The sequence below is a fragment of the Acinetobacter piscicola genome (genome assembly GCF_002233755.1).
Taxonomy (GTDB): Bacteria; Pseudomonadota; Gammaproteobacteria; order Pseudomonadales; family Moraxellaceae; genus Acinetobacter; species Acinetobacter piscicola.
This window is the reverse complement of record NZ_NIFO01000001.1, coordinates 442,687-465,028: the sequence shown is the minus strand read 5'-3', so window position 1 is coordinate 465,028 and position 22,342 is coordinate 442,687. Positions and strand designations below refer to the sequence as shown.

Sequence of the window (22,342 nt, the reverse complement as noted above, 5' to 3'; positions counted from 1 at the left end):
GATATTTTGAGGACTAAAAAAGCGATACCGCGATGAATGACTAAAACAATTAAATTAAACTAATTCAAAGTAATGTAATCGAGTTTTCTATCTTTATGCAATCGCAAAATCAATAAATGATGGCTTACTAAAAATCATTTTACGAAATATTTGTTGTGTCTAATCGACTTAGATGTATTTTTAATTATTATCCATTCTGATGTAGAAAAACACATTTACAATTCAAATTCGTTTTGCAATATATTTGCCAACTAACGCTAAATATTGCTCAGCCACGGGCAACTTACCTGCAATTGCAAAAACACCATGCATCAAGCCTTTTAAATGATGATATTCAACATTTAAACCATTCTTAACGGCTTTATCTAAATACAACAATGCTTCATCACGTAAAGGATCATGTTCTAATGTCAGTAAAAAAATATCGCCGTTATGAGCAATAAAAGGTTGTTCAAACAATGAAATCTGAGAATGTTGTTGGCATGTACTAAATAATTGCTCAAAAAACCAATGCATCGTACTTGCAACCAAAGGAAAACCTGTTTGATAGGTCTGATAACTTTCAGATTCAGGCAGATAAGCAATCACTGGATACAGTAAAACTTGTGCTTTTAATGCATAGCCATAACGTTGAAAGAAATTTTGTCCTATATGCCCTGCTAAATTTCCCCCAGCACTGTCTCCGACAACAACCATACGAGTTGGATCTACAGATAATTCATCTTGATGATCAATAATATACTGAAGTGCTCGTTGACAATCTTCCAAGGGTACTGGAAATTTCACTTCAGGCGCCAAACGATAATCTACAGCAATCACACGTACGGCGGCGATTTCTGCTAGTTTACGACATATAGAGTCATGACTATTGAGGTTTCCCATCACCCAACCGCCACCATGAATAAACAGTATCGTAGGTCTCAGTAGCTCGCTATCAATTTGCTGATCATAAATACGTAGTTTGATCGGTTCATTTTCAATATAGTCTGAAATATCAAATGATTGAATATGTGCTAAACCTTGCATTATCGCTAAACGACAATTATTTTCATACATAGCGCGCAGCGTTGAAATTTCCCCTATTTTTTCAAATGACTTTCCGCCATTTGCTAAAAAAGTATCGATGATTGGTTGTGCTTGTGGATGAAGTAAAAAATTCAAGAAAATTCTCCTTGTTTATCACAAATAGAGCAAAGACAATGAGTAATTCAATAGGCTATACTTATGATAAAATTCAATATTTATAGTTTTAATAATCTTGATTATTTGAATATTCTAACTGATCAATTCAGTATCAAAAACAATCATTACAACTTCTAAAATACGTTTTTCATTATTCTTTTACGTCATTTTTATTCATTTCAGCAAGACCATTTGTCATGAAAACAGCACCAATGTACTGAAAATTTGTATATGACTAAAATAATTCAAATCTAATGAATAAAGAGAATAGCGACCTTTAATAAATGATCTGTATTTAATTAAACTCGAAAAGACATTGATCTATTCATACATAACAAATCAATGCCTTTTATAAGATTTTGAATCGATTAAAAATTTGCTCTAAATGATAATGATGCAAAATCTCTATCATCTAATACGCTAAAATCATTTGAACCAAAAAAGCTATAATACGCCAGTTCCGTTGTATATTTTTTCTGATAAGTTGCTGATAATGCAGCACCAATACTCATTTGCCCTTCTTGGAAATTTTGACTAAAACCATAAACATCATGGCGGAACGTCAGACTTGGCGTAATGACTGTTGCAGGTAGAACATCTTGATAATTCAATGCACCACGCATTCTATAACCGAATGACCATTCACTAAAAAAGCCTTCGTCATTACAAAACCGTTTATTCAACCTGTCAATTTCGTCATTTGAAAGATGTGCCGTTCCGTATGGTGTACATTTAAAATCACCTGTTTCAGGATTATACGCCCCACTAGAAAGCTCACTACGACCAAACGGACCTACTCGACCAAAACGATAATCACCAATTTCAGCAATATGATTTACAGCAGCCTCAGCCGACCAATTTAAACTACTTGCCCCCAAAATATTGGGAATACTACTACTCGCACCGATTGAGAACTGAGTGACGGGCAATCTTTTATATGCATTGATGTATTCCCCAAGTCCAAAAGATTCACCAGGTGGAGTCAGTGGAGTATTCTTATCGAGGACTTGTGCATAAACAGTATCTGTACCATTAAATTGTAGCGGTTGATTTGGCTTATAATTTAATTCACTAAAAATAGTGGTATTGCCTACTTTTCCAGTCAAACTTAATCCATACATTTTGATATCTTCTGCATAGACAGAATAAAAGTGTGCTGTTTTAAAGTTTTGCATACCTGGTGCTGTGACACTATATGCATCAAAATTTGGATTTCGACTGTGGTAATTTGCAAAATACACACCAAGTTCAGCGTTATTTAAACTGGGCAAAGTTTGTTTTAAAGACACACCATATTGACCATTATCTTTTGCCATATGACTTGCAGAACGTGGAATATAAGTTTGTTGCTTTAATGCGGTTTCAGACAATTTGTCGCCCGGTGCCAATGTAATCAAAATCGGGCCACAATTTTCTGGAACAAAATCAGTTGCTGCAAAAAAAGTTCCGCAACCATCATAAACAGAAGGTCTAAATTTAAACTGATAAAAACCTTCAAGTTTCAAGTTTTTATTCAATCCTGCTGAAAAAGAAAACATTTCGACAGGAATCATTTTCTCTCTAGGGTCACCACCCGGTCTATTCATCGCAGCATGGTCAAAAGCATTAATAGAATTCAAACCATTTTGGAAGAACTGTGATTTCCCCCAATTAAAGCTATGTTTACCCAATTTAAAATTGAAAGATTGCCCATTATCAAAGGTCGAATTCTTCCAAATATAAGCATCCCAAAGATCTATACCTTTGAATTTTGCAAGTTTCGGCCATGCTGAATCATCAAATGCTTTTAAATCGCCATGTCCTGTCTCATAAGCATGGTCATACCAATATTTGCCACTCAATACCGCCCCTTGTTGCTTTCCATTCAACTTAAACTCGGTATAGCCTTTGACAATTTGCGAGATTGCATCACCTTGACTAAAGTTTGCTCGCCCATCATCACCATTAATATCAACACTCGCACCATTTTTACCAATACTATAAGCATCGGGACGATAAAGTAGTGCGGCTGATGGATCTTGGGTACTCCAACTTTGACCTAAACTGATCGTTGAATTGGTCTCAAATTTCCACTGATCATTTATATCAAAACTAGCTGCTGAGGCTTCCGTCATTGTCAAAAAAGCAATCAACAAAACACCAAGCTTTGGAATAAAAATAATGTGATTCCTAGTTTTGTTTTTGGTTTTGCCTTTAGCATCGACTAAATATATATACTTATTGACCATACGATCTCCATATCGCAATGATTTCACTAGCAATCTTCTTGACTGCGTAGACATTGAATTATTCTGTAATTGTTTTATTTACAGCATGAGCTGCTGAACTATTAGAATAGAAGCTTTTTTTTAGAAGCTTTTTTTAAATCGTTCAATCATTTTTAAACCAAGATTTAACTGGATATTCAAACTGATTTTTTACGCGTTTTAAGCTAACAAAACGTGCTCATCAACTAAATCAAGTTGTTGAATAAATTGCTCAGCTTGTGTCCAAAGCCCAAAGCCTGCTGCGGGATTCATATGCCCCACATCACCTAGATTGACCAATTGACTACCCCAGTTTTTTGCCATCTCTTCAACAGCGGTATAACGAGCCAAGTGATCATTGCTACTTGCAACAACAATACTCGGAAAAGGTAATTTTTGATTCGGTAAAGGCGCCCAGCCTTCTTTGCGAAGCGTGTCAGCACTTGGGTAATTTTCTGGCCAATTTTGTGTTAAATCTGGTGGAGTAACCAACAATGCCCCTTGAATATCATGTTGATACTTAGCTGCCCAATGTAAAGTCATCAATACACCTGCACTATGTGCGACGATAATCACGGGGCCTTGTATTTTTTCTAATTGCGCTTGGATCGCAGTTACTCTTTTTTCACAATTGAGTTTGTCCGTTTCCAATGCTGGAACAGAATGTACATTCATCAATCGTGCTTGTAATAAAGTTTGCCAATGATCGGCCACATGATCTCGTAAGCCCGGGATGATTAAAACTGTTGCTTTTGTCCGTATTTTTTCCATGTCTATACCTAAACTAAATAGCACTTTAAGTGTGATGAATTGCATAAATGACATACACACAATAAAGAACAGATCTTTTAGATAATACACATTAGGTGACAGGTACTTTTCATTTGATGACAGATTGGCTTGAATACAACGATACTCATGATTTCAAAAATATAAAAATAAAGTGTTGATTTAATTTAAATTAAATAATTTAAACTTTTGAATAAAATAAATATATACACTTGTACTTTAAATATTTTTTAGTTGATTTATATCGTTTCTCTTTGAATAATGTGCCCGTGTTTCAGAAAGGATCCGCTGAAACCATAAAAAATTAAACGATAAGGAAAGTAAAATGAGTCAAATTTGTAAAATAGTGCTGCCTGTGGCATGCCTATTGTCTGTAAATTTAGCTTATGCGGATTCTACAAATTATAAACGTTGGGCAGTAAGTGCTGGATGGATGCATGTCATGCCTCAAGGGAAAGCCAATTCCACTCATGTAACCACTAGTGTTGAAGAAAATGGAAGTTATGGAGTCGGATCATTATTCGGTACAGACATTGCTAACTATGCAACCAATGTCTCAGATATGAAGGGTATGGGAGCACTTTTTACAAACTCAATCATTAAAAATAGTTTAAAAGACCCAAATTATAAAGTCCCCGATAGCCTAATGAAAGGCTCTAAATCAGACATCACAGGCATTTCAGACTATACCAGTTCTGGGGGGATGGAAGTTGATGATACTGATACCTTAGGATTAACCCTTAGTTATTTTGCGAACGATAATGTTTCTTTAGAGTTGGTTGGCGGTATTCCACCTAAAGTAGACATTAAGGGTGTGGGAGAAATCAGAGCCGTTGCTTCATCTACTGCTAATACCCCAGGAAAAGGAACACCCCCTACATATTTAAACGGTTTAAAACTGGTTAAAGATACCTTAATTACTGACCTTGCTGCACATGGTACTGTAGCCGAAGTTACCGCTTGGACTCCTGCAGCTACTGTGAAATATCATTTTGGAACATCAGGAAAAGATAAATTCCGTCCATTTGTTGGCGCAGGGATCGTTTATGGACACTTCAATAAATTGAAAATTGATGGTGGTGTCAGAGAAGATCTAGTTCAAGCTGGTTATATGATTGACAACATTTTAAATGATCGTGCTGGTGAAGCACTTCATGGGGGCAAAGGGAGTTCAACAGCCACGCCTGAAGTTAAAGTTAAAACAAGTGATGCCTTCGCTCCAGTATTTACTGCAGGCTTTACATACGACTTGACTGAACGCTGGTTTACAACAGGTTCATTAAGTTATATGCCAAACTTTAATAATGTGGCTACGGTTACTGTAACCGATACATCAACAGGTACACAATTGATCAAATCAACGACTAAAATTGATTTTGATCCTTTAGTTACTTATGTCGGTGTGGGTTATCGCTTCTAATTTTTATAGTATTCAAATTGCGTAATCAACACAATTTGAATACTTAAAACTGGACATCATTTCAAAGCTGATTTCTATACTTTACAGAAATCAGCTATTTCGCATATTAATATATTAAAAAGCATTTGCAAAAGTAGTATATTCAAAACAGCTAAATACATGCGAAGATTGCTGTATATCGATAGTCAAATGTATACCGCATCTTATATTTTGGTTATCAATAAGTACTGATCAGGAAGATCGGTTTTGATACAAGGAGTTTAAAATGGTACCTCTTGCTCATGCAGCCGTTTTGAAAAATTATTTGAATGTTAGTCAACAACTTAACATCAATCCTTACTATTTATTATCAAATGTTGGGCTCAACCAAACGCTTTTAAAAGACTTAAAACAACGAATTCCTGCAGACAAAGTAATAGAGCTGTTAGAAAAATCAGCTCAACTTAGTGGTTGTGAAGTATTTGGTTTACATATGGCTGAGCAACGCCAACTTTCAGATTTTGGTGAGTTGAGTTTATTACTAAGTTACCAAGAAACTTTGCGTGATGCTTTACAAGTTATTGTTAGGTATAGAAATTTAATTAATAATGCCCTCGAAATATATATTGAAGAAGTGAATAACACAGTCATTATTAGATTAGAAGTTATCTCTGCATCTTCAGTATATAGTCGCCAAGCAATTGAGTTGGCGCTTGGAATTACCCATCGTTTTTGTGCTGCTCTATTATTACAAAAATGGCGTCCTTTAAGTGTACATTTTACGCATGATGCACCCAATGATCCATCCGTCCATCAACGTATTTTTGGGTGTTCTTTAGAGTTTGGTAGTGAATTTAACGGTATTGTTTGTACCGCAGCAGAGTTTAACAAAGCCAATCCACAAGCCAATATCGCAATGGCGACTCATGCACAACGTTATCTCGATATTGATATCTTACAAAACAAAAATGAATCTTCTATTATTTTTGAAATACGCAAAAGTATTTATCTGCTTTTACCTATGGGACGCGCCACAATTCATCAAATTGCACAAACGCATGGTATGAATGTACGCACTTTACAACGCCGTTTAGAAGCATCTCAAACCAGTTTTAGCGATTTAATCAATGATGTTAGACGTAGTTTAGTACTTCGTTATCTTAAAAATATCAATTACTCACTTGCACAAGTCTCTGATATTTTAGGTTATTCTATGCCAAGCTCATTTACTCGTTGGTTTATCAGTCAGTTTAGTATGACACCAACCACATGGCGTAATGTCAATAAAAAAGTGCTTGATCAATAAAATTGTTATTTCTAAATAGATGATCAAACTTTCTCATGGATATGAACAACATTTAAAATAAAAATACCGTTTTAGCATCAGCTCAAAACGGTATTTTTTAATTAAAATTATTTTTTCAATAAAGTCTTAAAATAAATCTATGTGCATATTAAAGCGCTTACAAAAGCAAAAAATGATCAAAAATTAGCAGTAAAATTAATATTGAAATGCCTTCGATAATTAAAACCACCAATGCATCAATGTTAATACTAATAATATGAGGAAAATACTTTCCCCCACCATCAATAGAATCGGTTTCATACCTACAGTAGCAAGTTCTTTAAGTTGCGTTTTCATTCCTAAAGCACTGATCGCAATTACCAAACACCAACTTGATAATTCATTTAATCCATTTTGTGCAATTGTAGGCACCCAACCTGTACTATTAATACATGCCAAAATGACAAAACCTACAGCAAACCAAGGCAACAATGGAGGACGTGGGCCTGTTGAATCACCTCCGCCCTGCATACGAGTAATCATTGCCGCACAAACAATTACGGGAAGAAGCATAGCAACTCGCATCAACTTCACCACCGTTGCAGTATCACCAATCTCAGGCGACATGCTGTAACCCGCACCCACAACCTGAGCCACATCATGAATTGTCGCGCCCAAAAATACACCAGCTTCTTGAGGTGGCAAATGAAGTGCTTTTACAATCATTGGGTAAACAATCATAGCTAAGGTAGAAAGTGCAGAAACACCAATGACTGTAAATAATGTTGCCTTTTCTTTTTGTGGATGATTGGGTAATGCAGCAGATAATGCCAAGGCCGCAGAAGCTCCACAAATTGCAGTCGCACCACCTGTTAACATACCAAAAAGCTTATTAAAACCCAGTGCTTTAGCCGCTAGGATAGAAACAGTAATCGTAATTGCAACCAGTGAAATGACTAAAGCTATTGGTTGCCAACCGAGCGCTGTAATCTGCTCTAAGGTGATCCGCATTCCCAGTAAAGCAATCCCGAAACGTAATACTTCACGTGCAGTAAATTCAATACCTGCTTTACACTTACTTTCTGTCGCTAAAAAGTTAAGCCCCATACCAAGCAACAAAGCGAATAACATTACAGGTGCACCATAATGTTCGGACAAAAATTTTGCTGCTGCAGCAACGACTGCACTCACAATGAACCCAGGTAACAACACATGTATCCGTTGTTTTATATTGGCAGATTTAGCACTATTCATGCTGTTCTCCTGCTGCATTCATGATAATAAAAACATCTTCTCCAATGATTTCTACTGGATAGGAATTCACTTTGAGATATTTAGAATTCAACAAGTAACCACTTTCTAAATCAAAACGTAAACCATGCGCACAGCATTGAATCAGTTTGCCATCTAATCGTCCTGTGAAAAGTGAAGCACCTTGATGTGGGCAACTATCATCAATGGCATAGAATTGAGTATCGACATTAAAAAGAACTAAAAATTTCTCTCCCACTTGAAGAAAAGCCCTTGTACCAATAACAGGCACTTTTTCACTAGGCACTTGAAAACGAGAAGTCATTGCACTTCCCCTTGGCGTGCTAATGCTTCAAGCATGACCTTATAAAGCGTATCTGCGGAATGAGCACCTGCTAATGCAAAATGATCATTAAATACAAAATAAGGTACTCCCTGACCACCTGTATTTGCAGATATAAAAGGTTGCTGAAATCCTTCTGGATCTAGATCACCATTTTGAATCGCCTCGGCGAAACCAAAAGAATTTAAAATGTTGAGTAACACTAAAGGATCACTAATATCTTCTGAATAATGAAAATAGGCTGAAAATAAACGTTCCAATAACATCTCACATTGCTCAGGTGTTCCGACCTTCAACGCATTTTCAAATAATCGATGTGCTTTGGCTGTATTTGGCATACGAGAGATACGATCAAAATGAATATCAACTCCTACGGCATGAGCAGCCTGACGGACTTGCGCCTGTCGCTGGAGAACGGCCGATTCGCCACCTAATCTTTCATGATAAAAAGCTTTAAAAGCAACGCCATTTGGAGGGAGATGTGGCAATAACTGCACACCTCGCCAATGCAATATCACCTCAATATCAGGATCATTGTCTTGTAGCTGATCAATTGCAGCTTGCAACTGACGTTTTCCAATCAAACACCAAGGGCAAATAAAGTCAAAAAATACATCTATACGCAATTGGCGAATCATACTTTCTCTTCCACACACTGTTCCTGAATTTTGTCTTCATGCTGTAACTTAGCTTCAGCCGCAATCTGTCCATCTAAACAAGCCATATCTTTGTGATAATGATATTTGGCATATAAAAATACCATTGCTGCTGCAATACTAACTAAAGGCATCCACTGAAATGCTTGATGTAAGCCAATCACATCAGAAACCTTTCCTATGACCAAAGGCCCAAGCGCTAAACCTAAAAAATTGTTGGCTAATGTTAAAGTTGCAAAAGCAGTACCATGTACGGAGTTGTGTGTCAGATTAGCAACCATTGCACTGGATGGACCATTGGTTCCCAAAGCAATCAGCATGCCTATACAAATCATAAGTAATTGAGCTTTTCCAACTGGCATCGCAAATGCAATTAACAGCAATACGCAGCTACCTAGGCAATAAGTGATTGCCAAACTGACTTTACGATCAGGACGTTCTCGCCCTAAACGATCACAAAGCATGCCGCAAAAAATTGTTCCTATCGCACCACATAAAACAATGATGGCAGCAACCACACCTGCCGAGTCTGTCGTCATTCCATAATATCGATTTAGGTAACTCGGCATCCAAACGATCACCGTACCTCCCACAAATAACTGCAAACCACTACCAATATAAGTCGCGATGACCGAATGACTGGAATAGATCGTTTTCAATGGGTTTTTAGCGTGAGGAGATTTTTTTCTACGCTCATCAGATAACATTGATGGAGAGATTTTTTTCTCTTTAACAACAATCGGATATAGACTAGCGAGAATCAAACCAAATAGTGCCATACCACCAAATGCCCAACGCCATCCAAAGTGTTCAGCCATTACACCGCCTAAAGCCATACCAAGAAAAGAACCGAACACACCACCAGCCATAAAAGCACTTGCCAATGTAGCGCGCATTTCCCTTGGAAAGACAGCAACAACAACAGCTATGCCTACGCTGCCATAAGCTGCCTCACCGACACCCACCATAAACCGAGCAATAAACATTTCTTGATAATTCTGTGCAAGTGCGCAACCTAAAGTCGCTAAACTCCACAATACAGCCATGATCGATAGGCTTTTGACACGACCAAAACGATCTGCCAGTAGTGACAAAGGCAAAGTCAATAGACCAACCATGATTGCCACAATACCGCTGAGTAAACCGAGTTGGCTATCGCTTAACAACCATTCACTTTTGATTAAAGGAAATACCGCATTTAAGACCTGTCGTGACATATAATCTGAAATGAGCAATCCGAACGTTAAAGCAAAAACCAACCATGCATAACGACGTGATATATTTTTTGAAATATCTACACTACTCGCATGATTTGTATACTGATGAGCATCCATACGAACTCCTTGTGTTTTTATAATATCTATTTATTAACAAAGAATTACATCTCTTCTCAGAAACGCAATTCTTGTTTTCACTTCAACTCATGCTCAAATTCATTTCGAATAAGAACATTATTTAAATTGCGGGACACCTTTTTGGCCTGATTTACGATTCGGTGACATACCATTTGCAAATAAAGTTTCGTCAATGCTGTCGTATTGCACACCTATACGATAAATCTCACGTGCTTCTTTGCCTGAAGCCACTTCGCGACCTAATTCATGAGCGATACGAACGGTTTGCTTAATTTGCTCAACAGACGAAAAACGCTTTCCATGATGATCGATAATCGTATCTTCGTTACCGACACGTGCATGTAAACCCATTGCCATGGACATCGTATTAAAAGGTAAGACATTTTTTAACAATGATTCTGAAGTCAACGTACAACCATCAGGTACACGATGAATAAAATTAAAGAAATTAAATGGATTTGGCCCATCAAAACCGCCACCGATCCCAATCCAAGTAATATTTAATGGCCCTTTATATAAGCCCTTACGCACCATACGCTCTAAAGTTTCTAGACCATGCATACCTGTTAATTGGAAATGCGGTTGAATATTATTTGCACACAAACGTTTAAGATGTTCAGTTAACCAAGCTGGACCTGCTGGAACGGTCATTTCAGCATATGCTTCCTGAATCCCAGGATTTTCCAAAGAAGTCCCTGCTAAATATTCAGGATAAAGTAGCTCCATAATATTCATTTGTGTGGTATTCACAGCAACAGTCACCTGATCGGGTTTTGGTGTCAATTCAGCCAGCATATGACGTGTGTCATCACTAAGCCAAAGTGCAGCTTCACCTTCACTTTCTGGTGCAAAAGAAATCGAGCCACCCACCTGAATAATCATTTCAGGCACAGCTTCACGTACCCCTGCGATTAATTCATTGAATTTTGATAAGCGTTTAGAACCTTTACCATCTAACTCACGAACATGTAAATGTAAGACTGTAGCACCTGCTTCATAACACTCTACAGCCTTTTGAATTTGCTCATCCATCGTGACAGGAATATCCTCAGGGAAATCTTCTGGCATCCACTCAGGACCATATGGTGCAACTGTAATTACAACTTTTTCCATGTTTTCTGGGTGCAAAGAATCATCAAAGAATTGCATGTGCATCTCCTATGCTATTTTTAAAATGTAAATTAAATAATGTGATTTCAATAAAATGAATTCGTTCTTAAATTAATAAGTTGCATCACCAATAATGCCCGCACGTTCCATTTTTCGATGACAAGGTGGGTAATCCATTACGGCATAATGCTGCGTACTACGATTATCCCAAATGGCAATGCTATTTGGTTTCCAACGCCAACGAACTTGATACTCTGGAATAGAGGCTTGCGTAATTAAATAGCGGAGTAAATCTGCTGCACCAGGATTTGCATCTTGCCCAAAACGCACTAAATCCTTGGTGTGGTAATTACTCAGATGCGTCGTAAATGCATTAACATATAAGATTTTCTCGCCAGTTTCAGGGTGGGTACGCACCACGGGATGCTCTGCATCTGGAAAACGAGCTTTTAGCTCCAAACGTTTTTCAATGGGCATTGCCGCACCAAAACTGGCTTCAATACTGTGATAAGCACGTAAATTTGCAATCTTGACTTTGACATCTTCAGGCAAGTTTTCATAAGCCAATACCATATTGGTCCACATGGTATCCCCTCCAACAGGAGGGCTTTCGACACAACGAAGTACACAACCCATAGGTGGAACTTTGCGCCAACTTGCATCGCTATGCCACGCATTTTCATAACGATCAATCGGACTTTCAGGATTTTTATAAATCTGCACTAAACCTGGATGATCTGGATGACTACCCACTGCAGGATGATCCTCTAATTGTCCAAAACGCTCTGCAAAAGCAACATGTTCTGTTCGAGTTAAGTCTTGATCTCGTAAAAACAAAACACGATGCTGAAGCAGTTGTGTACGAATTTCTGAGAATAATCCATCATCATGTAGTGCATCGGCTAGATTAACGCCCCGTAATTCTGCACCAATATTGCAAGTTAACTGTTCAATTTGCATAAGAAATCCTTTCCAACAACAAACTTAAATAACAAAAATAGATGAACCTATGGTTTTACGTGCTTCTAAATCTTGATGTGCTTGTACAGCATTTTTTAGTTCATATCTTTGATTAATTTCAATTTTAATGCGCCCATGACGAACATGATCAAACAATTCATTTGCCAGTTCTCTTTTTTCTTCTGGGTCAGCAATGTAATCTGCCAAAGCAGGACGGGTAATATAGAGTGAACCTTTAATCGCCAATAAAACAGGATCAAAAGCAGGTATTGGACCAGAGGCTGTACCTACACAAACCAATAATCCACGGCGTTTTAATGAGTCTAATGACGACATAAAAGTATCTTTACCTACACTGTCAAACACGACATTTACGCCAATACCGTTGGTAATTTCACGAACACGTTCAGCAACATTTTCATGGCTATAATTAATTACATGATCACAGCCATGAGCACGAGCTACAACAGCCTTTTCTTCTGATGATGTTGTCCCAATTACAGTTAAGCCAAGGAGTTTTGCCCATTGAGAAACGATCAATCCCACACCGCCTGCTGCTGCATGTAATAAAATCGTATCGCCTGCTTTAAAGTTATAAATGCGCCGCATTAGATAAGATGCCGTTAGCCCACGCATAGTCATAGCAGCTGCTGTTTCACATGAAATATCATCTGGTAGTTTTATCAATGCATTGGCAGGTATTAATCTTTCAGCACTATAAGCACCTAAAGTATTTAGAAATCCTGTGTATGTGACGCGATCGCCAACAGTAAACTCTGTAACGCCTTCTCCTACAGCCTCAACAACTCCTGAAGCTTCAACCCCCATACCATTTGGCATTGGGACAGGATATGTGCCATTGCGGAAATAAGTATCTGCGTAATTTAAACCAACAGCCACATGACGCAGTCGTACTTCTCCGACATTTGGTTCACCGATTTCTACATCTTCATAGCGCATTACTTCAGGCGTTCCTGCTCCATAGAAACGTACAGCTTTAGTCAACGTCATTTGATTGTCCATGTCTTGTTTTATCGTGCTTCGCTAAGCAATATCTAAAATTACAACACTCAGCTTAGCGCTCACTTTACATATGACGACACAGACTTATCTTTTTACGACACTTATTTTGGTATTTTATTGGGATGTATAAGTGACATATATTTAAACAGCATTTCTTTTGATTGGCTTTGATTTAACTTTTTGATTCTCTTAATTCTATTCTGTAAAAAGTTTCTGAATACCTTTAGAAGTACTATTAAGCTTATAACTCATTGCGCTTATTAAAATAATCATCATTTTAAAACTCGCAATAAAAAAGCCCAACATTCAGTTGAGCTTTTCCATATTATTCATTCACCAAGTATGACGTGTGTTGAATACAAAACTTCTTTTAATTCATGTCTTTTATGACAACACCCTTATGATAAACCTCGATCGGGTTGCCATTGATTGATCGATTGAGCGCCCCTTCTCGCCAGCTTGAACGATAAATCCCCATTTGAAAATAGGGAGGCCATTTTTGGTGATAATTATTTCCACCAACAATATTTGCAACCTCTATACCGTTGTGCTTAACCACAATCTGTCCTGGAATAAGTTGATTATTTGCATCTAATTGTGACCATTTAATATCAAAATTCCAGTTATTCCATTGATTAAAAGTAACAGGAACATCGAGTACATAGCGTTTTAAAACAGTTTCAGGTACCGCTAAAGGTGATGAAAGCGGCTTCAGTTGATAAACATGAATCTGCCATTCAGGCTTCTTACCAAATAGTACCAAAGCAATTGGAGGATTAAGATTTTTGTTGTTCAGGCTATAACCATGCCATTGCGCTAAAATTGTTCCATAATCAAATAATGGCCATGATGATGGAATATAGTGCGAAACGGAATAGTTATAATGCCCCCATTCAAACTGTTTACGTTGTATTTCAGCACGATAGGATTTCCCATCATCAGGAACTGTAAATTTTGCTACATTTTCTCCTGTTCCAGCAGGATCTTTTACAATGACTGCTGAACTGCTATTTTCCATTTCAAGTCCAATTGAACTCCAACTGTAATCATTTGGAATGCTCTTATCGATATTTATCATTCCAGTCCAAAAGCCATCACGAAATACTACTTTGCCTGCTTCGGCTAAATCAGTCGGTTGACTTGGTTCTTCTTCCTTTGGAACTAAAGGAGATGATTCGGTAGGTGGTATAATCTCATCTATTTTTTCTGGCTTTTGTCTATCCAACACATTTAACTGAATAGTCGTGACTTGACTGTCTTTTTCTCCATCATTCACGACCAAGCTAATTTGATATTCGCCAGCTATATCTGGAATGATCGAAAAGGTTTTTGAATGACTATCCCCTGTGCTTGGGTAGCTATTATTTGGTTTTGATAAAACTTCCCATCGATAATTCAATGTATTTGTCCCATCATCTGTACTCTCTGAACCATCAAGTACAATTGAATCACCAACTTTTATCGTGTCTTTCACGGATTGAATGACTGAAACAGGTGCAATATTTTCAGATATTTTTGTTACAGGTTGAGTTGGATTTTCGCCATTATTTTCGCTGCTATTCCCACCGCATGCTGTGACCATTAAGGTCGTAGAAAATATTAAACAATATTTAAGTTTTTTCATTCAAAAACATACTCGATAAGCTCATGAAACTATTGATGGTTTTACCATATTAATCATCAAATATAAAAACTAAATTATAGAAATAACATGTTTATTATCGGATAGTTAGCTAATTTGTGATGCCCATCAACTTCATGAGATTTTGCGTAAACTTGAAAGCTTTACACTTTTCAGGCTCTTTTCATTTTTATGCGAAATACAGATTAAAATCTATTCATTTTATAAATGAGCTGTTCTATTTAAAATGCAGAAGCAAAAAAAAGACCTACAAGCTTGATTAGCTTATAAGTCTTTAATAAAACTTAACTCGAACTGCTGGCTTTTATGATGTTAAAGTAATATTAATTTACAAAAAAATCAAAAACTTATATTAAATCACGACCAAGTTTCATTCATTAATTTTGTTGCAAATAGCAGATTGTGAAATAGTTCAATTAATTTTCCTCAAAACAAAAGAATCATGAGAAATAAGTAACTGAATGCCTATAATCACTATCTTAAATTTAAATAATTGATTATTTCATACAAACCTATATTATTCATCCACTTAAAAGTAATGGTTGATGTAAATGATTAAAAAACTGAAAGTTAAAACCATATGCATGCTTGGTCTAACAATACTTAGTGGATGTGCTGCGAATTCAGGCATTGTACCTATGGGAAGTAATACTTATATGGTATCACGTCAGGCAGCAACAGGATTTACAGGCATGGGGACATTAAAAGCTGAAGCAATGAAAGAAGCTTACTCTGAATGTAGTAAAACTGACAAAGCAGTTAAAGTATTAGAGACGATTGATGCTAGGCCTCCTTTTATTTTAGGTAATTTCCCGAAGACAGAAATTAGATTTAAATGCATTGTGGAAGAATGAAATAAAGCCCTTTAAAGGGCTTTCTCAAACAGTTTCTACACCAAATCAAAATAACCCTGAAAGTAACCTAGCTACACCCAGCCCCTGTTTAAACTTTTGAGTATTCTCCATCTCTTTAACTCTTGCGATTGCTTCATCATGCCCTACAAGCGCTGCTTTTTTAAAATATAAATAAGCTTTATTTTCATCTATTAAGCAAGTATTTCTTCCAAATAAATAATATTCACCTAGGTAATAATTAGCTTCTTCATATCCTAATTCTAGAGCCTTATTGAAAAGCTCAAATGCTTTATGAGAATAGACTATACTTTGATTATCACCTACTTTGAATGATAGTGTGTAATACAACGATCCTGCTGAATTTAAAGACTTCCCTGAATTTATTTTTATCAATTTGTCTTGAATAATTTCCTCAGCTTTCTTCACATCAACATTTACATATTGCCCTTGAATATACATATTTGCTAAAGCTTCGATACCAGATACATTATTTTTTGCAGAAAGCTCGGTATATATATCAAAAGCTTTCTTTTCATTCTTATCTGTACCTATCCCACACAAAAACAAGCAAGCTAAACCAAATTTATTCTGTAAATCATTTGGATTAGCTTTTTCTACTTCGAGTGCATTTTTAAAAATTTGTTTATGATCCATCTCATTACCATTTAAAGTATTATTTTTTAATTGTATTTTATAATTTTTAAAAGTTCTCGTGCAATAGAATCTTTTGTTCAAATGAGACCGTAATCGTATAAATCTCACCTCTTTTTATCAGTGTTGAAAGCTTCATTTTTATCGTAGGCTTGTCGCAGATGACTTAGAAATATTGCCAATTTTTACAAATACTTCCATAATTAAAATGCGACAAACAAATAAAAAAAGGTTTATAAGTAATTGAATTACCTATAAACCCTTGATTATATTCTTTTAAAATTTGGTAGGTATATCCAGACTCGAACTGGAGACCTCTACGATGTCAACGTAGCGCTCTAACCAACTGAGCTATACACCTAGGTGAGAGCGATAATATGCATTTTTTTAGATTTTGACAAGCCTTATTTACGTTGCTTCAGCACATTCGCACACTCTTTAAGCAAATTTTTAAACTTTTTAATATCTTGTTGATTTTCATCAGCTAAATAAACAAGGTTTTGAAAATACCGATTGGCCTCCTCAAAAATCCCTTTTTGCTGAGTTTGATTTGCCAAACGCTGCATCCACTGTTGAAAAGTTTCCGATTCATTTTTTTGATCAACGGAATCTAGTGTCTTATTAAATTGGAACAATACATACTCAATTTTAGACATTTGCCGAATCAATAAAAACTTAGAGACTCCCCAATACGTCAAAAGCAACCCTAAAATTCCAAATATTAAAATGAGCGCATAACTATAAGTGGATGTGAGTCCGAGTTTTTTTAGCCAACTATTTTGTTTATCAGCATCATAACCCACCACTTTACTTTGCCATTGGAAACTTGCGTAGTCGCTCCAAACACGTAAAGTTCTAAAAACTGAAGAATGTTGTAAACGTAAATTTGAATAGCTTGCATCACCAAAGATTGCATTATTATCATTCATAATGTTCTGCATTCCTTGGTCTATACGCATTGGTGCGATAATTGCTGTCGGATCAACGCGTTGCCATTGACCTCGTTGGTAAACTTCCGCCCAAGCATGTGCATCTAACTGACGAACCTCCCAACTTTGACCATCAGGAGCTAACTCACCGCCTTGATATCCCGTGACGACTCTGGCAGGAATTCCAACGTAGCGCATTAATAAAACAAAGCTAGATGCATAATGTTCACAGAAGCCTTGTTTAGTTTGAAATAAAAATTCATCTACGCGATCATCGCCCAGTTTCCCCGGTGCTAATGTATAAACAAAATTCTCTTTTTTATACCAATTTAAAATATTACGAATATATAGTTCAGGATTGTTTTGACTATGTTGATACATCAATTGTGCAAATTTTTGCGCTTGTGGATCACTTTTTAAAGGATAATCCAAACTATTCCTCAGTATAGTTTGTGTAAGTCCTTCCTGTTGCGTTTCAACAATTTCATTGCCAATCCATTGTAATTGAATCGGTTGTGTCCGTTGCACTAAACGTTTCGGCGTAATTGACCAATCTTCATGTAAAGTAAATCGTTGTTCAATTGGAACTGATTTTTCGAGTCCAGTAATCCATTGTTGGCTTGGATCACTGGCTAAATATTGATAACGAAACCCTTCACGATGCCCTGTGATCGCTGAATAAGGTTTATCCCGTTTATTGATAAAATCACTGGTCCAAGTCGTACCATCATAACGGTCTAAAACCAACGCTCTCCAATATAATTCATTGCGATTAGGTAACTGCTTCATATCTGCAATCACACGAAATGCCAAGGCACTTGATTGCGATAATTCAGCAATATCGCCCGGTGACATCGTATCACTTAGACCTGTTACGGCTTTATTATTGGGGATTGGAATTTGCCAAAGCGGCGGCAAGCGTGGAAAAAACAGAAATAGTAAGATAAAAAATGGTAAAGCCAAGCCTATAAATTTTAAAATATGAAATGAATCATTTTTGAGTGATTGTAAAACAGGTTGTTTAGTTTGAAAATGTGCTGTTTGCACACGATATAAACCGATTAAACAACTGACTAAACAACACAGTACCAACAATGCCATCCAAAAGGCTTGTGAATGTAGAAATAGGCTTGCACTCACAAATAAGGCAAAGTTAAATAAAATAATAAAATCACGTTTAGACTTGGTCTCTAAAGCTTTAGCATATAAGAATGTAGCGAGAACAGCATTTCCTGCTTCTACACCTAAAAAAGTTTGAGTATCAAAGTAAATAATCACCAATGCGATTAGCGCAAAAATTAATTTTGGGTATTTGGGAAAATCTGAAATTTCATGTTTATTTTGTTTTCTGTAGAATAAGCCTAATCCAATAATATTACTTAAAAATAAAATAGATAATGCAATGGGTATGTATGCAGCTTGAGCGACCAAGATCAAACTCAGCACAAGTAAGATTGAAATTTGAATTGATTTATTCATCATCAGCACTCCGATTAAGCCTGAGCCAATAATGTTTTGATATGAATATAATGTTGCTCACCTACGCCATTTTCAGTCTGTGCATGCGGTAAAATAACGCTATAAGGTGTTTGAGAATGTTCACATTGATCAACCAATTCCATCATGAAGCATAGTTTTTCTTCATGGTCACCACTTGGCATTTTACTGTATTCAATTTGCATAACATGCGTGTCGACCAAATCTTCAAATTGTTTGACGAATAAGCCTTGTCCTCGCGCAGCTTGTTTCCATGAAATGCTTTGCAATGAATCACCCAGTTTAAATGTTCTAAGTTCCTTAAATTCATCTAAGTCAGGTTCACCTGTATTCGAGTAACTTTGCAAACTCTGTGTAAATGCTTTGGCTTGCGGAGCAGCCCAATAGATGTCAGTGAGATAGATATACGTCCAAGCTCTCACAAGTCCTAAAGGATAAGTTGAGTATATTTGGATTGGTGGAATTTCAAATTTTCCACGTTGCTTTGGAATAAACACAAGTTCAAAACTTTGCTGCTTTTCTTCAAATAAAAAGGGATGGATTTGATCATTGGTTTTGAAATTTAAATATTTAGGTGTGAGTCGATCTTGTTGCAAAATGATTTTAACTTTAAAAGCCTCTCCGACTTTACCCACTTCATCTACAACGACTTGCATGGTTAAACCATGTAACTGCTTAAAACTTAGATAAAAACTGATACATAAAATTGCACTAATAAGGAAGCAAAAACCCAGAATTAGGTTATTGGCATAATTAATACCTGCAATAAAAGTAATCAAAATCAAAACAAGATATAAATAACCTTGCTGATAAATAAAGACCAACACCTCATTTTGCTTAAGCGTACGCACACCTGTATAGCGAAATCGCAGATGCAGCCAACGTACAAATCGTTCTCTGAGCATGATCGATTCCTATTAACCTTTTACAGGAACTTTTTGCATCAAGGCTAAAGTTTCAGATTCACCTAATCCAATACGATGAGAAACAACTGCAACAAATACCGCTTGCACATCATCTGCAATTACAAATTGGCGTTTTTCAACCAAAGCATAAGCTTGTGCCGCTTTCTTCAGTGCAAGTAATCCTCGTGTCGATAGGCCATGACGACCTTTTCGAGTTTCTTCTGTTAAATCAAGTAAGTAATCATAAATAAGCTCATTCACTGCAATTTGATTAACATTACGTTGTAATTGCAATATTTCTTGTTGTTCGAATATTGATTGCAGTTGTGTGATCAATTCATGTCGTGAATTTTGCTGCAAAAGTAATTTTTCAGCAGATCGTGATGGATAGCCTAAAGACAATCGCATAATGAAACGATCGAGTTGTGACTCAGGTAAACTATAGGTTCCGCTTTGAAAAAGTGGATTTTGTGTGGCAATCACCCAAAATGGTTTCGGCAATTCATAACGAGTACCATCTACAGTAACATTACCCTCTTCCATAGCTTCAAGCAAAGCACTTTGAGTCTTAGGGCTACAACGGTTAATTTCATCTGCAAGTAAAATTTGAGAGAAAATAGGCCCTTGTTTAAACTCAAATTGATGTTCTTTTTGATTGAACATATTGATACCAATCACATCACTCGCAAGCATATCATTGGTAAATTGAATACGTTGGAAATCTAAGCCAGCTAAACGAGATAAACTACTGGCCAATGTTGTTTTACCTAGCCCCGGTAAATCTTCAAACAATAAATGCCCACCAGCCAAGAGGCTACATAATGCAAGCTTGGTTTGCTGTTCTTTATCGAGGATGATTTGGTTAATTTGCTTGAGAAATTCTTCAATTTTAGGGTAATAACGCGTAAGTTCTTGCTGAGAAGTCGGTTCATTTTCGATAGATGCTGTTACTTGTGTTGTTCCCCAAATCACCTTTTATTCCCCAATAAAAATTCTATGTATCTGTTAAACATACACGCTTTTATAGAATACTCAAAGGTGATCATTATAAATATTAAATCCCTTTATTACTTAATAACAGCTTCCGCTAAAGCGACGTTTTAGCTACAGATTCTAATTGATCTTTTAAAGCATCTGCACTGATTAAAAATGCTTTGGGCATTTTTTCAGCCTGTTTAATCAACTGTATAAGCTTTTCATTGATCGGGGCACGTCTTCCACACTGTTCGGCTAATTTTACTACTTCCCCATTAATCCAATCGACTTCTGTAACACGTCCCATCATTAAATCATCTTGCATTGATGATCGTGCCAAAGGATCAATTTCCAACATTTTACGACTTAACAGTTTAAAGACTGGATTGGGTAAACTTAAAATTTTCGGAATCCAATGTGCAGGGATTGCTGTTAATTTTGCTGTTTTTATTTGCGCATAATCTAGTAAATCTAGGGTTTCTTGCTGTGCTATCGCCACACATTGGCGATATGCGCGAATAGATAATTGTTGTTTTAATGGTAACTTTGACAAAGCATTGATGGAATTATTTAAATTTAACAGCAATTTTGCCCACTGAACTGCCAACATATCATCTTCAAATACAATATCAAAACCAGCTTTTTTAAATGTGTTTTCAAGCAGATATTGAGTAGGATATTGCTTAACACTTACAGCACCAGATGTTCCTTGATGATAATGCCCATGCCCTTGAGCAGCGACATTAAAAGGAACCATACCCTCTAAAATAGTCTGCCCCTGTAAAATATTTTTTAAAATAGGAACATTACTCAAACCATTTTGAAAACTAATGATCAGCGGTGTTTTTTGTCCTAAGTATTGCTTTAATTCATGCGCAACTTGTTCGGTTGCCGCTGATTTAACACAGACCAAAATTACATCTGCATCTATAATCTGTTTAATATCTGTTGTTTGCTTCAATTCATTTGGCGCAAGTTTGATATTCCCACCCAAATAATCGGTTAATTCTAAACCGTATCGAGAAAGTTCCTGATAGATACGTGGACGAGTGATGAAAGTAACATCATTGCCTGAAGCAGCTAATTTCCCACCTAGATAGCAACCAATATTTCCTGCACCATGAATATAAATTTTCACAAAACTTCCTTTTTCTATGAGAGGCACACTATATCGTGGATATCAATCAAAAACTGTCGGATACATGACAATTACTCGTTTTCAACACCCATCAATTGATAAATTTTATTGATAATCAATATCATATATAATTGTTTTATTCATGAATCACT

At 36.4% G+C, this 22,342-nt stretch carries 19 protein-coding genes and 1 tRNA gene; 3 read left to right on the top strand and 17 right to left on the bottom strand.

Features of this window, described 5'->3' with window-relative positions; translation table 11 throughout:
* Positions 1 to 222: 222 nt before the first annotated feature.
* The 3 genes from CDA10_RS07080 to CDA10_RS07070 form a co-directional block, all read right to left on the bottom strand.
* Entirely contained in the window at positions 223 to 1,161 is a 939-nt protein-coding gene (locus CDA10_RS07080; protein WP_089604905.1) for an alpha/beta hydrolase, read from the bottom strand.
* A 389-nt stretch (positions 1,162 to 1,550) separates the two neighbouring features.
* Positions 1,551 to 3,410 carry a DUF1302 domain-containing protein gene (locus CDA10_RS07075; protein WP_089604904.1) on the bottom strand — a complete coding sequence of 620 codons (1,860 nt, stop codon included), beginning with the start codon at positions 3,408 to 3,410 and terminating at the stop codon, positions 1,551 to 1,553.
* 198 nt (positions 3,411 to 3,608) lie between these two features.
* Positions 3,609 to 4,199 carry an RBBP9/YdeN family alpha/beta hydrolase gene (locus CDA10_RS07070; protein ID WP_089604903.1) on the bottom strand — a complete coding sequence of 197 codons (591 nt, stop codon included), beginning with the start codon at positions 4,197 to 4,199 and terminating at the stop codon, positions 3,609 to 3,611.
* Positions 4,200 to 4,542: 343 nt separating this feature from the next.
* Between CDA10_RS07070 and CDA10_RS07065 the strand changes: the two genes are divergently transcribed.
* Entirely contained in the window at positions 4,543 to 5,637 is a 1,095-nt protein-coding gene (locus CDA10_RS07065) for an OmpW/AlkL family protein (protein ID WP_089604902.1), read from the top strand.
* Positions 5,638 to 5,902: 265 nt separating this feature from the next.
* Positions 5,903 to 6,922 carry an AraC family transcriptional regulator gene (locus CDA10_RS07060; protein WP_089604901.1) on the top strand — a complete coding sequence of 340 codons (1,020 nt, stop codon included), beginning with the start codon at positions 5,903 to 5,905 and terminating at the stop codon, positions 6,920 to 6,922.
* Positions 6,923 to 7,141: 219 nt separating this feature from the next.
* Here CDA10_RS07060 and CDA10_RS07055 read toward each other — a convergent pair whose 3' ends face one another.
* The 8 genes from CDA10_RS07055 to CDA10_RS07020 all read right to left on the bottom strand — a co-directional run bounded on the left by CDA10_RS07055 (position 7,142) and on the right by CDA10_RS07020 (position 15,223).
* Positions 7,142 to 8,155: a YeiH family protein gene (locus tag CDA10_RS07055; RefSeq protein ID WP_089604900.1), complete on the bottom strand. Its 1,014-nt coding sequence runs from the start codon at positions 8,153 to 8,155 to the stop codon at positions 7,142 to 7,144.
* Positions 8,148 to 8,477 carry a Rieske (2Fe-2S) protein gene (locus CDA10_RS07050; protein ID WP_089604899.1) on the bottom strand — a complete coding sequence of 110 codons (330 nt, stop codon included), beginning with the start codon at positions 8,475 to 8,477 and terminating at the stop codon, positions 8,148 to 8,150. The genes CDA10_RS07055 and CDA10_RS07050 overlap by 8 nt, the downstream gene beginning before the upstream one ends.
* Positions 8,474 to 9,133, bottom strand: coding sequence for a DsbA family oxidoreductase (locus CDA10_RS07045; protein WP_089604898.1), 660 nt, complete (start codon positions 9,131 to 9,133; stop codon positions 8,474 to 8,476). Before CDA10_RS07045 ends, CDA10_RS07050 begins: the two co-directional genes overlap by 4 nt.
* A complete protein-coding gene (locus CDA10_RS07040; RefSeq protein WP_089604897.1) occupies positions 9,130 to 10,485 on the bottom strand; it encodes an MFS transporter in 1,356 nt (451 codons plus the stop codon). Before CDA10_RS07040 ends, CDA10_RS07045 begins: the two co-directional genes overlap by 4 nt.
* Before the next feature lie 117 nt (positions 10,486 to 10,602).
* Positions 10,603 to 11,655 (bottom strand): beta-keto acid cleavage family enzyme, encoded by a 1,053-nt coding sequence (locus tag CDA10_RS07035; RefSeq protein WP_089604896.1) that lies wholly within the window; start codon positions 11,653 to 11,655, stop codon positions 10,603 to 10,605.
* Positions 11,656 to 11,727: 72 nt separating this feature from the next.
* A complete protein-coding gene (locus CDA10_RS07030) occupies positions 11,728 to 12,576 on the bottom strand; it encodes a TauD/TfdA dioxygenase family protein (protein ID WP_089604895.1) in 849 nt (282 codons plus the stop codon).
* Between the two features lie 24 nt (positions 12,577 to 12,600).
* Positions 12,601 to 13,587 (bottom strand): quinone oxidoreductase family protein, encoded by a 987-nt coding sequence (locus CDA10_RS07025; protein ID WP_089604894.1) that lies wholly within the window; start codon positions 13,585 to 13,587, stop codon positions 12,601 to 12,603.
* A gap of 382 nt (positions 13,588 to 13,969) precedes the next feature.
* Positions 13,970 to 15,223: a heparin lyase I family protein gene (locus CDA10_RS07020; protein ID WP_089604893.1), complete on the bottom strand. Its 1,254-nt coding sequence runs from the start codon at positions 15,221 to 15,223 to the stop codon at positions 13,970 to 13,972.
* Positions 15,224 to 15,792: 569 nt separating this feature from the next.
* On the opposite strand from CDA10_RS07020, the gene CDA10_RS07015 reads away from it, so the two are divergent.
* Positions 15,793 to 16,095 carry a hypothetical protein gene (locus CDA10_RS07015; RefSeq protein ID WP_213062848.1) on the top strand — a complete coding sequence of 101 codons (303 nt, stop codon included), beginning with the start codon at positions 15,793 to 15,795 and terminating at the stop codon, positions 16,093 to 16,095.
* A gap of 45 nt (positions 16,096 to 16,140) precedes the next feature.
* Here the strand turns inward: CDA10_RS07015 and CDA10_RS07010 are convergent, their stop codons facing one another.
* The 6 genes from CDA10_RS07010 to CDA10_RS06985 form a co-directional block, all read right to left on the bottom strand.
* Positions 16,141 to 16,749 carry a tetratricopeptide repeat protein gene (locus CDA10_RS07010; protein WP_089604892.1) on the bottom strand — a complete coding sequence of 203 codons (609 nt, stop codon included), beginning with the start codon at positions 16,747 to 16,749 and terminating at the stop codon, positions 16,141 to 16,143.
* A gap of 281 nt (positions 16,750 to 17,030) precedes the next feature.
* Positions 17,031 to 17,107, bottom strand: a tRNA-Val gene (locus CDA10_RS07005).
* 43 nt (positions 17,108 to 17,150) lie between these two features.
* A complete protein-coding gene (locus tag CDA10_RS07000; RefSeq protein WP_089604891.1) occupies positions 17,151 to 19,154 on the bottom strand; it encodes a transglutaminase TgpA family protein in 2,004 nt (667 codons plus the stop codon).
* Positions 19,155 to 19,168: 14 nt separating this feature from the next.
* Positions 19,169 to 20,077: a DUF58 domain-containing protein gene (locus tag CDA10_RS06995; RefSeq protein ID WP_089604890.1), complete on the bottom strand. Its 909-nt coding sequence runs from the start codon at positions 20,075 to 20,077 to the stop codon at positions 19,169 to 19,171.
* Positions 20,078 to 20,089: 12 nt separating this feature from the next.
* Complete coding sequence (locus CDA10_RS06990) at positions 20,090 to 21,049, bottom strand: AAA family ATPase (protein WP_089604889.1); 960 nt, start codon at positions 21,047 to 21,049, stop codon at positions 20,090 to 20,092.
* 115 nt (positions 21,050 to 21,164) lie between these two features.
* Entirely contained in the window at positions 21,165 to 22,190 is a 1,026-nt protein-coding gene (locus CDA10_RS06985; protein ID WP_089604888.1) for a 2-dehydropantoate 2-reductase, read from the bottom strand.
* Positions 22,191 to 22,342 lie beyond the last annotated feature (152 nt).